This is a genomic window from Rhodococcoides sp. S146-33, from assembly GCF_059489205.1.
Genome location: NZ_JCAJWY010000004.1, coordinates 159,742 through 173,946 on the forward strand (window position 1 = coordinate 159,742; position 14,205 = coordinate 173,946).

At 64.7% G+C, this 14,205-nt stretch carries 11 protein-coding genes and 1 pseudogene; 8 read left to right on the top strand and 4 right to left on the bottom strand.

Annotation, left to right across the window (positions count from 1 at the left end):
• Positions 1 to 8: 8 nt before the first annotated feature.
• The 3 genes from AC5WEY_RS18605 to AC5WEY_RS18615 are packed head-to-tail and all read right to left on the bottom strand — an operon-like array spanning position 9 to position 5,643.
• On the bottom strand, positions 9 to 1,472 hold the full coding sequence (locus AC5WEY_RS18605; protein WP_495647016.1) for an NAD-dependent succinate-semialdehyde dehydrogenase: 1,464 nt from the start codon (positions 1,470 to 1,472) through the stop codon (positions 9 to 11).
• Complete coding sequence (locus tag AC5WEY_RS18610; RefSeq protein WP_495647017.1) at positions 1,469 to 4,381, bottom strand: FAD-binding and (Fe-S)-binding domain-containing protein; 2,913 nt, start codon at positions 4,379 to 4,381, stop codon at positions 1,469 to 1,471. Before AC5WEY_RS18610 ends, AC5WEY_RS18605 begins: the two co-directional genes overlap by 4 nt.
• Positions 4,378 to 5,643, bottom strand: a complete 1,266-nt coding sequence (locus tag AC5WEY_RS18615) for an aspartate aminotransferase family protein (RefSeq protein WP_057479886.1) — start codon at positions 5,641 to 5,643, stop codon at positions 4,378 to 4,380. The genes AC5WEY_RS18610 and AC5WEY_RS18615 overlap by 4 nt, the downstream gene beginning before the upstream one ends.
• A gap of 137 nt (positions 5,644 to 5,780) precedes the next feature.
• Here AC5WEY_RS18615 and AC5WEY_RS18620 point away from each other — a divergent pair, with 137 nt between their 5' ends.
• The 8 genes and pseudogenes from AC5WEY_RS18620 to AC5WEY_RS18655 all read left to right on the top strand — a co-directional run bounded on the left by AC5WEY_RS18620 (position 5,781) and on the right by AC5WEY_RS18655 (position 13,093).
• Entirely contained in the window at positions 5,781 to 6,608 is an 828-nt protein-coding gene (locus AC5WEY_RS18620; protein ID WP_495647167.1) for a ribokinase, read from the top strand.
• A complete protein-coding gene (locus AC5WEY_RS18625) occupies positions 6,605 to 7,078 on the top strand; it encodes a helix-turn-helix transcriptional regulator (protein WP_495647018.1) in 474 nt (157 codons plus the stop codon). Before AC5WEY_RS18620 ends, AC5WEY_RS18625 begins: the two co-directional genes overlap by 4 nt.
• A gap of 10 nt (positions 7,079 to 7,088) precedes the next feature.
• Positions 7,089 to 7,493: a VOC family protein gene (locus AC5WEY_RS18630; protein ID WP_057479884.1), complete on the top strand. Its 405-nt coding sequence runs from the start codon at positions 7,089 to 7,091 to the stop codon at positions 7,491 to 7,493.
• 72 nt (positions 7,494 to 7,565) lie between these two features.
• On the top strand, positions 7,566 to 9,683 hold the full coding sequence (locus tag AC5WEY_RS18635; protein WP_495647019.1) for a RecQ family ATP-dependent DNA helicase: 2,118 nt from the start codon (positions 7,566 to 7,568) through the stop codon (positions 9,681 to 9,683).
• A gap of 175 nt (positions 9,684 to 9,858) precedes the next feature.
• Positions 9,859 to 10,359: pseudogene (gene ectA / locus AC5WEY_RS18640) on the top strand (diaminobutyrate acetyltransferase); the annotation flags it as partial.
• A 48-nt stretch (positions 10,360 to 10,407) separates the two neighbouring features.
• Positions 10,408 to 11,685 carry a diaminobutyrate--2-oxoglutarate transaminase gene (ectB, locus tag AC5WEY_RS18645; protein WP_057479961.1) on the top strand — a complete coding sequence of 426 codons (1,278 nt, stop codon included), beginning with the start codon at positions 10,408 to 10,410 and terminating at the stop codon, positions 11,683 to 11,685.
• 40 nt (positions 11,686 to 11,725) lie between these two features.
• Positions 11,726 to 12,124, top strand: coding sequence for an ectoine synthase (locus AC5WEY_RS18650; protein WP_057479883.1), 399 nt, complete (start codon positions 11,726 to 11,728; stop codon positions 12,122 to 12,124).
• A 117-nt stretch (positions 12,125 to 12,241) separates the two neighbouring features.
• Positions 12,242 to 13,093, top strand: a complete 852-nt coding sequence (locus AC5WEY_RS18655; RefSeq protein WP_495647168.1) for a Sir2 family NAD-dependent protein deacetylase — start codon at positions 12,242 to 12,244, stop codon at positions 13,091 to 13,093.
• Here AC5WEY_RS18655 and proB read toward each other — a convergent pair.
• Positions 13,066 to 14,205, bottom strand: coding sequence for a glutamate 5-kinase (gene proB, locus AC5WEY_RS18660; RefSeq protein ID WP_495647020.1), 1,140 nt, complete (start codon positions 14,203 to 14,205; stop codon positions 13,066 to 13,068). The genes AC5WEY_RS18655 and proB overlap by 28 nt on opposite strands.

Consider the following 14,205-nt stretch of genomic DNA (forward strand, 5'->3'; position numbering starts at 1 on the left):
AAAGCCTCTCAGCCTCGGGGAATGGCAAAGTATTTGTACTCCAGGAATTCGTCTATTCCGACTTTTCCGCCCTCGCGGCCGAGTCCGGACTGTTTGACGCCACCGAACGGTGCCGCCGGGTTGGAGACCAGACCGGTGTTGAGACCGGCCATGCCCACCTCGAGCCTCTCCCCCATCCGTAGCGCCCGATCGATGTCCTGAGTGAAGATGTATCCGACAAGTCCCCATTCGGTGTCGTTCGCGAGGGCGATCACCTCGTCCTCGGTGTCGAACGGCACGATCGCCGCCACCGGCCCGAAGATTTCCTGCGACATCAGATCCGAGTTCGAGTCGACGTCCGTGAGCACTGTCGGCGGGTAGAAGTAGCCGGGCCCGTCCGGTGCCGCTCCCCCGACGATCGCACGCGCGCCACGACCGAGGGCGTCGTCGACGAGTCTCTGCACCTTCGAGCGACCCGCGTCGTCGATCAGCGGCCCCACCTGCGTGCCGTGTGCACTGCCTGCCCCCACTGTCAACGCACCCATGCGCTCGGCGAGCGTGTCCGCGAACTGTGCTGCGACACTGCGGTGTACGAAGAATCGATTGGCTGCGGTGCAGGCCTCGCCCATGTTGCGCATCTTCGCAACCATTGCTCCGTCCACGGCGCGTGAGAGATCTGCGTCGTCCATGACGATGAAGGGTGCGTTGCCGCCGAGCTCCATCGAGGTGCGCATCACCGTCGATGCAGCTTGCTCGAGCAGAATTTTGCCCACCGCAGTCGATCCGGTGAAGCTGATCTTGCGGGCCGCACCGCAGCTCATCCAGGAGCCCACGACACCCGCCGCATCGGTGGTGGTCACGACGTTGACGACGCCCGCCGGGACACCCGCGTCGTGCAGGATCCCCGCCAGCGCCAGCGCTGTCAGCGGCGTCTGCTCGGCCGGCTTGAACACCACGGTGCAGCCTGCCGCCAACGCCGGGCCGATCTTCCGAGTCCCCATGGCCAGCGGGAAGTTCCACGGGGTGACGAGGATGCACGGTCCCACCGGTGCACGAGTGACCACAATGCGGTTCTTGCCGTCTCCGGTGAGGGTGTGATCACCCGAGATACGCACGGCCTCCTCGGAGAACCACCGGAAGAACTCCGCGCCGTAGGCCACCTCACCGCGTGCATCGGCCAGCGGTTTCCCCATTTCCGCGGTGATGATCGCGGCGAGTTCCTCCGACCGCGCCATGATCAATTCGTAGGCCTTACGCAAGATTTCACTGCGTGCACGGGGCGCAGTGGCGGCCCACTCCGCAGCGGCATCGACCGCCGCAGCCATCGCATCCTCGGCTTCGGCGATGCCACCGTCGGCCACCGTGGCGATCACGTCACCGGTGGCGGGGTCTATCACATCGAACCTGGCAGCCGAGGCTGCGGCTGTCCAGGCACCTCCGATGAACAGGTCGGTGGGGGCCGTGATGGAAGGTCGAGTGAGACTGGTCGTCATTGCCGCGGTCCTTTCGTCGAACGTGGATCGAGTATCTGAGCCAGATGTACGGACGCATCACCGGTCAACTCACCCGTGAGTTGTCGCACCTGCATGTGGCAGCTGAATCCGTCCGTCAGAATCGGATCGTCGGGCTCGGTGGCACGAACAGCCGGTGCGAGAGCCTGTTCGGCGACCTTCATACTGAGCTCGTAGTGGCTTCTCTCGAAGCCGAAATTGCCTGCCACTCCGCAGCATCCGGTGGCTTCCCGCACTGCCTCGACACCGACGGAGGCCAGAGCGTTGCGTTGGGTCGCGTTGCCGAACACGGCGTATTCGTGGCAGTGGGTCTGGACCGTCACCGACGCAGGAACTTCGGCCGAGGGCACCCACCCCGCCGCGGCCTGATCGATCACCGCTCCCGCGAAGCTCTGTACCCGCGCCGCAACCCTTTTCGCGGCAGCCGTCGGTACCAACTCGGGCATGTCCTTACGGAATGCCGCCGCGCAACTCGGTTCGGTGACGACGATCGGCCGATCGGTACCGTCGTCGAGCTCAGCAACGGCTTTCGTGAGGTGCTTGCGGGCGGCCTTCAACTGACCCGTCGAAATCCAGGTCAGACCACAACACACGTCGGTACGACATTCGGTGCTGCGGCCGGAATCCTCGAGCACGCGCTGCGCCGCACCTGCGACCTCAGGGCGAAATCCCTGTGTGAACGTGTCGACGACCAACACCACGTCATCGGCGCGGCTTCCGCCGATCCGTATTTCGTGAGCCAGTTCCTTTGCCGACGCGAAGCGCGGCAAAGGCCGCTCGGTGGTCAGCCCACCGAGTCGAGCCGCCAGAGCCGCGATGCGCGGGGTGAGCAGACGGTTGAGCAGCGGTGCCGTTCGCTGCGTCACCTTCAGCCAGCGGGGCAACCAACCGAGCGAATAGTGCGACAGCGGCCGCAGTCGCCCCGCGTAGTGATGATCGAGGAACTCGGACTTGTACGTCGCCATGTCCACTCCGACCGGGCAGTCCGACGAGCAGGCCTTGCACGACAGGCACAGGTCCAGTGATTCTGCGACGTCCTTCGAGGCCCATCCATCGGCGACGGTCGGCGAGCTGCGCACCATCTCCTGCAGTACCCGGGCGCGGCCACGAGTGGAATCCTTCTCGTCACCTGTCGCGCGGAAGCTCGGGCACATGACGCCTCCGGAGGTGGTGCGGCACTTGCCGACACCGACACACGATTGGGTGGCGTGAACGAAAGGATCCAGATCCTCCCGCGTTCCGATCTGGTGCAGATCGAACGTCGTCTTCCATTCGCGCTGCGGAATACCCTGCAGCATCAGGTTGTCCATCATCGGCTCGGGCTCGGTGATCGATCCCGGGTTGAGAATGCCGCTGGGGTCCCAGATGCGCTTGAACCGCGCGAACGCGTCGAGCATGCGCGGCGAGTACATCACCGGCAGAAGTTCCGAGCGTGCCCGACCGTCGCCATGTTCGCCCGAGAGGCTGCCGCCGTGCTTGACCACGACTCGCGCTGCGGCGCGCAGGAAGTCGTACATCACCCGGCGCCCGGCGTCGGTGCGTTGATCGAACGTGATGCGTACGTGCATGCAGCCGGCACCGAAGTGTCCGTACATCACTCCGGTCAATTCGTGCTCGGCCAGTAGCGAATTCAGGTCGGCGAGATACGCCGACAGGTTTTCCGGTGCCACGGCGGCGTCCTCCCACCCGCCCCAGGACTCGACTCCGCTCGCCAGGCGGGTGGCCAGGCCCGCTCCGTCTTCGCGTACCCGCCACAGCGCTGTTCGATCGGCCGGGTCGGTGACGACGCGACCCTCCTTCAGTCGTCCGAGCCGGCCGAGCTCCTCGAGCAATCGGGCTGCTTTGTCCTCGACCTCGGCCGCGTCGGCCCCGTCGAGGTCGACGTACAGCCAGGCATTGCCCGCCGGCAAGCCTCGCACGGAGTCCGGTCCGCGCCGATGCTCCATCGTCCGCGCGATGTTGTCGTCGATCCCCTCCACCGCAGCCGGCGAGAATTCCAGAATCGACATGACGTCGGCGGCAGCTGCGACCACGTCCTGGTAGCCGAGGCAGAGCAGCAACGCGGCGGGCGGTACGGGCACGACCGTGACGGTGACCGAGACGATCACCGCACAGGTGCCCTCACTCCCGACGAGCGCACGCGCGACGTCGAACCCGTTCTCGGGCAGTAGATGCGACAGATGAAATCCGGAGACCTGCCGCGGAATGCGTCCCAACTCGACCCTGAACAGCGCCAGATTGTCGGCCGCAAGTGCGCGCAGCTCGTCCGAAATGCGTTCGGCCGCAATGACTGCTGCTGCGTCTTCGGTATCGACGGCCGACACGCCACTGCGGGTGACCCGCAATAGATGCCCCTCGGCTGTCACCACGTCCATCGCCACCGTGTGGTCCGAGGTACGACCGTAGCGAACCGAGTGATTACCGCATGCGTCGTTACCGACTGCACCGCCCACCGTGGCGCGTGTCTTGCTGGACGGGTCGGGGGCAAACGTGAAGGCCCCCGACGTGCGTGCCACGAGCTCACGCTGCAACTCCGATATCACGATGCCCGGTTCCACGACGGCGGTCCGTGAATCCGTGTCGACCGAGATCACCCGATTCATGTGACGGGAGAAGTCGAGCACGATTCCGCGGCCGATGGCGTTGCCCGCCATCGACGTTCCGCCGCCGCGGCCGATCACAGCGACTCCGGCCTCGGTGCACAGTGACACCACGGTGGACACCTCGTCGGCGCTGCGAGGGAACACGACCGCTGCAGGCGGAATTCGGTAGTTGGAGGCGTCGTAGGAATACTCGGCCACGCGCCGAGACGAGTCGTCGATATCGATCCCCGTCTCCCGCACTCGATGCACGAGTGCGGGGACATCGGATCGGATGGGCGCAGACGTCACAGCACGTTCTTCAGCGTTCGCGACAGCGCGTCGATACCCTGCCGCATCTCGTCGTCGTTCACGATCAGCGCAGGAATGATCCGGACCACGTTACCGAGCGCACCGCAGGTGAGCAGCAGCAGCCCTTCGTCGATCGCGCCTTGCTGGACACGGAGGGCGGCGGCAGCGTCGGGATTGCCTGCGCTGTCGACGAATTCGAGCGCCTGCATCAGGCCGAGTCCACGTGCGTCACCGATGGCCGAGTGCTCGGCCTTCAGTGCGAGCAGGCCGTCGAGCAGAACCTTGCCCTGCACGGCGGCATTGGCGACGAGACCCTCGTCGCGCACGACGTCGAGGGTGGCGACGCCGGCCGCGGCGGCGACGGCATTGCCACCGTAGGTTCCGCCCTGAGAACCCGGCCACGCCTTGCTCATCAGCTCGGTCGATGCCGCGATCGCAGAGATCGGAAATCCGCTGGCGAGCCCTTTTGCGGTGATGACGATGTCCGGCGTGATCGACGAGTGCTGGTGCCCCCAGAACTTTCCGGTACGCCCCACACCTGCTTGCACCTCGTCGACGATGAGGACGATGCCGTGGGTGTCGGCGCGTTCGCGCAGTCCCTCGAGGAATTCCGGCGGCGTGGGCAGGTAACCACCGTCACCGAGAACCGGTTCGATGATGAACGCGGCGGTGTCGGCGGGGCTCGACATCGTCATCAACAGGTAGTCGAGTTCCTTGAGCGCGAAGGCCACTGCGGTCTCGATGTCCCAGCCGTACCGAAACGCGTACGGGAACGGCGCGATGTGCACTCCGCCCATGATCGGCGAGAAACCGGAGCGGAATTTGGTTCCAGCGGTGGTCAACGATGCGGCCGCCACCGTGCGTCCGTGAAATCCCCCATGGAAGGCGATGATGTTGGGCCGGCCGGTTGCCATGCGCGCCAATCGAATCGACGCCTCGACGGCCTCGGAGCCGGAGTTGGCGTAGAACACGCTGTCGAGCCCGGCCGGCAATACCTCGCCGAGCTTGTCGGTCAACTCCAGTAGCGGTTGGTGCATGACGGTCGTGTACTGCGCATGGATGATCTTGCCCACCTGCTCGCGCGCGGCCTCCACCACGCGCGGATGGCAGTGTCCGGTGCTGGTGACACCGATTCCCGTGGTGAAGTCGAGGTACTTGCGCCCGTCCGTACCGATGATCCAGCTGCCCTTTCCGTGATCGACGACAATCGGGGTCGCCTGCTTGAGTGCCGGGCTGAGGTGGGTACGAGTCGACGCTGTCATGTCAGCCATCGTCACGCACGCGTTTCCGATTGTCAACAATCTGCAATTAGTATTTCCATCGACCCGGGCTCGTGGAGCGATACAGTTCGTTCGTGTCCGCCTCGAACCCGCGCATCGTCGTTCTCGGCAGCATCAACATGGATCTGATCACGCGCACTCCGTCCCTGCCCGATCCGGGCGAGACCGTGATGGGGACGTCCTTCACCACCACCCCGGGCGGTAAAGGGGCCAATCAGGCCATAGCTGCCGCGAAAGCCGGATCGTCGGTCATCTTCCTCGGAGCCGTCGGCGACGACGAATTCGGAGTGACGCTGCGCCACACGCTCACGGCCGCAGGGATCGACGACACTGCAGTGCGTACGGCTGCAGGTTCGAGTGGCATCGCCGCCATCACCGTCGACGACCACGCCGAGAACAACATCGTCGTCGTCGCTGGCGCCAACAGCACCGTGCGCGACCTCACCGACGACGACCGCGCCGCCATCGCCGGCGCGGATATCCTACTGTGCCAGTTGGAGATTCCCATCGATACCGTGGTCGCCGCATTCGAGTACGCGCACTCTCGCGGTGTGATCACGATGCTCAATCCCTCACCGGTACAGGTCTTACCCGATGCCCTGGTGGCAGCCACCGACATCCTCGTGGTCAACGAGGCCGAGGAAGCCCGAATCGGACACCGAGCGGGCGAGGTGAAACAGGTGGTCACCACGCTGGGAGCCAAGGGTGCTCGGTACCGCGGATCCGAATCGTTCGAGGTGTCGGCACCACGGATCGAGGCAGTCGACACCACCGGTGCCGGAGATGCGTTCGCCGGGGCGCTCGCTGCATCGTGGTCCGCCGGACCACGTGCGGCAGTCGAATGGGCAACCACTGCAGGCTCTTTCGCGGCCACGCGACCCGGGGCGAGCGCATCCTCGGGCACCCGGGCGGAGATAGACGCACTCCGCGATGCGGCGTCTCGATGAACGCTCCGGACGTGAACGAACTCCGACTGTTGCGCCGCGCACGTGATCGGATGGACCGCGACTTCGCCGAACCTCTCGACGTGCCGACCCTCGCCCGGACCGCACTGATGTCCACCGCGCACTTCAGCCGCCGCTTCCGCGAGGCGTACGGCGAGACGCCTTATGCCCATCTGATGACCCGAAGAATCGAGCGCGCAAAGGCCCTGCTGCGCCGCGGAGATGTGACCGTCACCGAAGCGTGCTTCGCGGTGGGATGTACCAGCCTCGGTTCGTTCAGTTCACGGTTCACCGAGATCGTCGGCGAGACGCCCAGTGCATACCGCGCCCGTGATCACCGCGACAGTCGAGCGGTGCCGAGTTGCCGAGCCATGATTCTGGGCCGGCCGATGCGTACCGCGGCTGCAACCGACACCGACACCGACACCGAACCGAGCAGAATCGGAGAAGCAACGACGGCTGGGGCGTTCTAGCCTGTGCTTCATGACACTCTCACTGAGTCACGTACACATCTACACCGATGACCCCGACGCCTCCTTGGCCTTCTATCGCGACGCCCTCGGACTCGAGGTGAAGAGCGAGGTCGCCAACGACGGTTATCGCTGGATCACGTTGTCTCCCAACGATCAACCCGAGATAGAGATCGTGTTGTCACAGCCGCACGCGGGCCGCTCGCAGGAGCTCGGCGACCAGATCGCGGCCCTGCTCGCCAAGGGCGAGATGCCGGGCTTACTCTTTCGTGCCGATGACCTGGACGCAGCGTTCGAGAAGATCCGAGCTGCGGGTACCGCCGAGATTCTGCAGGAACCGACGAGTCAGCCGTGGGGTGCGCGCGACGCGGCCTTCCGCGATCCCGCCGGAAACATGGTGCGTGTCAGCCAAGCCTGACTGGAGCCTGCGGAACGAACGACGAGCACGCAGCACCGTTCCTTGTCGTACCGATGCTGCACGATGGACGGTATGACGACAGCGACGCACGCGACCGTGGGCAACTTGCGCGATGACGCCGAGAGGTTGCTGCGCGAGCTCGCCGGGCCCGACGCTGTGCTTCGGGACGACCAGTGGACGGCGATCGAGGCCCTGGTGGTGCACCGGCGACGTGCCCTGGTGGTGCAGCGAACAGGCTGGGGAAAGTCTGCCGTGTACTTCATCGCCGCGAAGCTGCTGCGCGCTCAGGGACTGGGTCCCACGGTCATCGTCTCTCCTTTGCTGGCGCTGATGCGTAATCAGGTGGCCTCTGCTGAGCGCGCAGGCGTTCGAGCAGCCACGATCAACTCGGGGAACATGACCGAATGGGACGATATTCACCAGCAGGTCAATTCCGGTGAGCTCGACGTGTTGCTGGTCAGTCCCGAGCGTTTGAACAACCCCGATTTCCGCGATCAGGTGCTGCCGTCCCTGGCCGGGGACGCCGGCCTCGTCGTGGTCGACGAGGCGCACTGCGTCTCCGACTGGGGCCACGATTTCAGGCCGGACTACCGGCGTATTCGTACTCTGATCGCCGAGCTGCGCGACGGTATCCCCGTACTCGCGACCACTGCCACGGCAAACGACCGTGTGGTCGACGACGTCGCCGCGCAATTGGGCGTCGGCGGCGGTGACACCCTGGTGCTGCGCGGCGGGCTCGCCCGGGATTCGCTGCGCATGGCGGTGGTGAAGATCGACAACGCCACCGAACGGGCCGCATGGCTCGGCGACCATCTGAAGACTCTGCCCGGGTCCGGAATCATTTACACCCTCACGGTGTCGGCGGCCAAGGACCTCGCGGCGCTGCTGACCGATCAGGGCCACGTCGTCGCGTCGTACACCGGTCAAACGGACCCGACCGAACGCGAATCGCTCGAGGGTGATCTGCTCGCCAACCGAGTCAAGGCACTCGTCGCCACGTCCGCGCTCGGCATGGGGTTCGACAAGCCCGATCTCGGTTTCGTGGTGCACATGGGGGCTCCGTCGTCTCCGATCTCGTACTACCAGCAGGTCGGCCGTGCCGGACGCGCCACGGATCGAGCAGACGTGGTCCTACTCCCCGGCCACGAGGATCGACAGATCTGGAGCTACTTCGCCTCGGTCGCGTTCCCTCGCGAGCATTTGGTGCGGCAGGTCATCGATGCCTTGAACACCGAGAAGGCTCAGTCGACGCAGGCGTTGGAGCCCCTGGTCGAGCTCAACCGCAGCAGGCTCGAGATGGTCCTCAAGGTCCTCGACGTCGACGGAGCGGTCAGACGCGTTCGTGGCGGTTGGATGGCCACCGGTGAGCAGTGGACTTACGACGCGGCCCGCTACGAGCGCCTCGAACAAGCGAGAGACCGCGAACAACAAGCCATGATCGACTACCAGAGCACCGACGGGTGCCGGATGGAGTTCCTGCGTCGGCAGCTCGACGATCCCGACCTCGGCGCACCGGGCAGCGAGTCCGATCGTTGTGGACGGTGCGACAACTGCACGGGTGATCATCTGTCTGCTTCCGTCGACGCCGCCTCGGTCGATTCGGCGAGAGCACGGCTGGATCGGCCAGGCATCGACCTGCAGCCGAGAAAGCAGTGGCCGAGCGGCATGAAGAAGCTGGGGGTGTCTCTCTCGGGCAAGATCGCCGATCCGCATCAGCCGGGACGCGTCTTGGGTCGACTGACCGACCTGGGCTGGGGTAGCCGCCTACGGGCTCTGCTCGACGCGCCCGACGCCCCCGCCACCGAAGCTCTCGAGAAGGCCTGCATCACAGTGCTGGCCAACTGGGACTGGAAGCAGCGGCCCGCTGCCGTTCTCGCCCTCGACTCCCCCACCCACCCACTCCTGGTCCGGTCGATCGCCGCGCGATTGGCAACCGTCGGAAAATTACAGGATCTCGGGGTGATGCAGGTCAGGCCCGGTCACCCACCGGTATCGGCCGCGAATTCAGCGTTTCGTGTCGCCGGGCTGGTGGACTCGTGGGATGTTCCGGACGTATCGTCCGTGCCAGGGCCGATTCTGTTGATCGATCTGCTGACCGACACCGGGTGGACGTTCACCTGCGCCTCGGCTGCTCTGACATCAGCGGGCGCATCGGACGTGTTGCCGTTCGCCCTCGCAACGCCGAAATAGAGATACTCGGCGAGTCGAGGTTTGTACCGCGCATTTCTGGGTACCGCCTGCCGGGCACCGATTGTGTGAGCATCATCACATTCGGCGGTTAACCTGGGAAATTATGTCCGATTTCGGGGTCGATTTCCCGGGGCAGTCGATATGCCACGGCGACCTTGTTACGTTCGTATTTCCCATGAAGCCCGCATTGCTGAGAGGTACCCCGCTCACTGCGCCGGACGCAGTGAAGTTTCGTAAGCCACAGATTTCCGACGGAGTCCGGCTCTGGGAGATCGCAAGAGATTCGCGAGTTCTGGATCTCAATTCCAGTTACTCGTACGTGTTGTGGTGCCGTGATTTCGCGGCCACCACTGTCGTATCCGACATCGACGGCCGCGCAGTCGGTTTCGTCACCGGATACATCCGCCAAGACGCCCCGCGCACACTGTTCGTGTGGCAGGTCGCCGTGGATGCGGACCAGCGTGGCAAGGGACTTGCCGGTCGCATGCTGATGGAGCTGCTCGACCGCCTCGAACCACAGGGCATCACGCATCTGGAAACGACGATCAGCCCGGACAACGAAGCGTCCATCGCAACCTTCACCGGCCTCGCACGTAAGCGAGGCACCGACATCGTCAAGTCGGATTTGTTCGCGCCCAACGATTTCCCTGATAGCCACGAAGCCGAAGAGCTCTACACAGTAGGCCCCGACGCATCGCGGAATTACGAAAGGAACAAGCAGAACATGACCGAAAAGAACACCGTGACAACAGAGAAGCCCGATGTCTTCGAGACCGTCGAGTCCGGCGTACGTAGCTACAGCCGCCAGTGGCCCGCCGTGTTCACCACCGCGAAGAACTCGGTGATCACCGACGAGAACGGCAACGACTACCTCGACTTCTTCGGTGGCGCAGGAGCACTCAACTACGGCCACAACAACGACATGATCAAGAGCGCGTTGGTCGACTACATCACCAGCGACGGCATCACCCATGGGCTCGACATGTCAACCGTGGCGAAGCGGGAGTTCCTCGAGTCGTTCAAGAAGAACATCCTCGATCCCCGCGGTCTCGACTACAAGGTCCAGTTCCCCGGACCGACGGGTGCCAACACAGTCGAAGCGGCACTCAAGCTCGCCCGCAAGGTGACCGGCCGCGAAGCGATCATCAACTTCACCAACGCATTCCACGGCATGACACTCGGCGCGTTGTCGGTCACCGGCAACTCGATGAAGCGAGCTGGCGCCGGAATCCCGCTGGTGCACACCACTCCGATGCCGTACGACAACTACTTCGGCGGCGTCACCGAGGACTTCCAGTGGTTCGAGCGTGTACTCGACGACTCGGGCAGCGGATTCAACCGCCCGGCCGCGGTCATCGTGGAGACCATCCAGGGCGAGGGCGGCATCAACGTCGCGCGTCCGGAGTGGTTGCGCGCGTTGGCAGAACTGTGCTCGCGACGTGAGATCCTCTTGATCGTCGACGACGTGCAGATGGGCTGCGGACGCACCGGCCAGTTCTTCTCGTTCGAGGAAGCCGGCATCACCCCGGACATCGTCACCCTGTCCAAGTCCATCGGCGGCTACGGAATGCCTCTGGCGCTGACGCTGTTCAAGCCCGAACTGGACGTCTGGTCACCGGGTGAGCACAACGGCACCTTCCGTGGTTTCAACCCGTCGTTCGTCACGGCGAAGGCGGCCATCGACCACTACTGGTCCGACGACAAGTTCGAGAAGGAAACCCTCGCCAAGGGCGAGCACATCCAGGACCGATTCATCAAGCTGTGCGCCAAGTTCGACGGCATCTCGACCCGCGGTCGCGGGATGGTCCAAGCCCTGGCGTTCGATGACGCCGAGCTGGCCGGCAAGGTGTCACAGCTCTGCTACGACGAGCGTCTGCTCGTCGAGACCGCAGGCCCCAAGGACGAGGTTGTCAAGCTTCTTCCCCCGTTGACCACGACGATCGACGAACTCGATCGCGGCCTGGACATCATCGAAAGTGCTGTGGCAAAGGTCCTCTCCTAGAGACCCGTTCGCACGCACCGATATCGAAGGAGGACATCGCATGATCGTTCGCACCACAGAGGAAATCACCGGTACCGACCGCGACATCTCGAGTGAAGACGGCAACTGGCGCAGCAAGAGAATCATTCTCGGCGGCGACAAGGTCGGATTCTCGTTCCACGAGACCACGATCCAAGCCGGCACGGTGAACAACTTCCACTACGCCAACCACGTCGAGGCCGTCTGGCTGATCGAAGGCGAGGGAACTCTCACCGACCGCGAGACCGGAGAGACCTACGAACTCGGTGCGGGGTCGATGTACCTGCTCAACGGACACGAACGCCACACGGTCGAGCCGCGTACCCAGATGCGCATGCTGTGCGTGTTCAATCCTCCCGTCGTGGGGAACGAGACCCACGACGAGAACGGCGTGTACCCCCTCGTCGAGGTACCTGCGTAACACCGGCACCTCACATGGCCCGCACCGACGCTTCCGCGTCCGTGCGGGCCGTTTGCGTCGGCAAGGGTGCCCGTCACGCACTCGATCGCTACTCTGGACGAAGTGAACGTGCCACCGATGTCCGCGGCGACGACCGACCGACTGACGTCACTGCTAGGGGGTAGGACGATCACCGTGGTCAGCGGTGCAGGCATGTCCACCGATTCGGGTATTCCCGACTATCGTGGCCCGCAGTCGCCACCCCGCAACCCGATGACGTTCCAGCAGTTCATCGGGGACGCCGAGTTTCGTCGCCACTACTGGGCCCGCAACCACGTCGGATGGCGGCACATGGATGCCGCAGTACCCAACGATGGACACCGAGCGCTCGCGCGGCTCGAACACGCAGGCGTGGTGACCGGAATCATCACCCAGAATGTCGACATGCTGCACACCAAGGCCGGCAGCCGGAACGTCATCGACCTGCACGGCGTCTATGCCCGGGTGCGCTGCTTGAACTGCAACCGGTTGATCTCACGGTTCGAGCTGGCCCGAAGGCTCGATCGCGCCAATCCCGGCTTTCTCGAATCCGTCGCACCCGCCGACGGTGTCGAGATCGCTCCCGACGCCGACGCCATCATCTCCTCGACCGCACACTTCCGGATGGTCGATTGCGAAATATGTTCCGGCATACTCAAACCCGACATCGTCTACTTCGGCGAAAGCGTGCCCAAGCCGCGCGTTGCCGAGGCCTACGATCTGGTGGACCGAAGTGACGCACTGTTGGTGCTCGGCTCCTCGCTGACAGTCATGTCCGGCCTACGTTTCGTCAGGCACGCGTTCAAGACCGAAAAGCCGATCGTCATCGTCAATCGCGGGACCACTCGCGGCGACGAATTCGCCTCTCTCACAGTGCATGCGGGTTGCTCCGAGACCGCAACGGCGCTGGCCGACACCCTCGATCAGGCAGGAACCAGATCGTCGGCGTGAACCACCGGCCGCTGTAGCTCCGCGGCCAATTCACCCGTCGACCGGCCGAGCATTCCGGCCAGCTCGCCCGAGTCGTACGCGACGACCCCGCGGGCCACCAGTGTGCCGTCGGGGTCCACGAGCGAGACCACATCTCCACCGTGAAACGCTCCCGTCACCGACGTGACACCGGCGGACAGCAAAGACCTTCGACGCTCCACGACCGCTCGCACGGCCCCTGCGTCCAGGTGCAGTTCACCTGCTGCATCGGCGGCATGCCGCACCCAGAACTTGCGAGCGGACAACCGCGTCGGCCGAGCTGCGAATGCGGTACCCACCTCGGACGACGTCAGCGCGTGCGCAGCGTCGGACGCCGCAGCCAGCAGCACGGGAACACCCGCGTCGGCCGCCAGGCGGGCAGCGGACAGCTTGGAGGCCATTCCGCCGGTACCCAGCGCTCCCCCGGATCCGGCGACGACTCCATCGAGATCCTCCGGGCTCGACACGTCCGGAATCAGCGTGGCGGAACCCTTACGGGGATCGCCGTCGTACAACCCGTCGACGTCCGAGAGCAGGAACAGTGCGTCCGCACCGACGAGATGTGCCACCAGGGCTGCGAGGCGATCGTTGTCGCCGAAGCGAATCTCTGCGGTGGCGACGGTGTCGTTCTCGTTGACGATGGCGACCGCACCGAGCGAGCGCAGTCGATCCAACGTGCGCTGCGCATTGCGGTGATTGGTTCGACGCGCGATGTCCTCGGCGGTCAGCAGCACCTGCCCCACCGTGCGTCCGTACCGATGGAACGACGAACTCCAGGCGTTGACCAGAGCAAGCTGTCCTACGCTCGCCGCGGCCTGCTTCGTTGCGAGATCACGCGGGCGCCGGGTGAGGCCCAGCGGTGCCATTCCTGCACCGATCGCACCCGACGAGACGACCACCACGTCGGTGCCGCTCCGCATCCTCGACTCGATGGCATCGGCGAGCAGATCGAGCCTGCCCAGATCGAGACCGGTGTCGAGACTGGTGAGCGCCGAGGATCCGATCTTGACCACGATGCGCTTGGCGTCGGCAATCGTGCGACGGGTATCGGTGAGAGCCGTTACGGGCGAATCGGATTCACGCACCGACACCAC

Coding starts and splice junctions, on each gene's coding strand:
- AC5WEY_RS18635 (WP_495647019.1), top strand. CDS start 7,566: ATGACGACAGCGACGCACGCGACCGTGGGCAACTTGCGCGATGACGCC.
- AC5WEY_RS18625 (WP_495647018.1), top strand. CDS start 6,605: ATGAACGCTCCGGACGTGAACGAACTCCGACTGTTGCGCCGCGCACGT.
- AC5WEY_RS18630 (WP_057479884.1), top strand. CDS start 7,089: ATGACACTCTCACTGAGTCACGTACACATCTACACCGATGACCCCGAC.
- AC5WEY_RS18655 (WP_495647168.1), top strand. CDS start 12,242: ATGTCCGCGGCGACGACCGACCGACTGACGTCACTGCTAGGGGGTAGG.
- AC5WEY_RS18650 (WP_057479883.1), top strand. CDS start 11,726: ATGATCGTTCGCACCACAGAGGAAATCACCGGTACCGACCGCGACATC.
- AC5WEY_RS18605 (WP_495647016.1), bottom strand. CDS start 1,472: ATGACGACCAGTCTCACTCGACCTTCCATCACGGCCCCCACCGACCTG.
- ectB (WP_057479961.1), top strand. CDS start 10,408: ATGACCGAAAAGAACACCGTGACAACAGAGAAGCCCGATGTCTTCGAG.
- AC5WEY_RS18615 (WP_057479886.1), bottom strand. CDS start 5,643: ATGACAGCGTCGACTCGTACCCACCTCAGCCCGGCACTCAAGCAGGCG.
- AC5WEY_RS18620 (WP_495647167.1), top strand. CDS start 5,781: ATGGATCTGATCACGCGCACTCCGTCCCTGCCCGATCCGGGCGAGACC.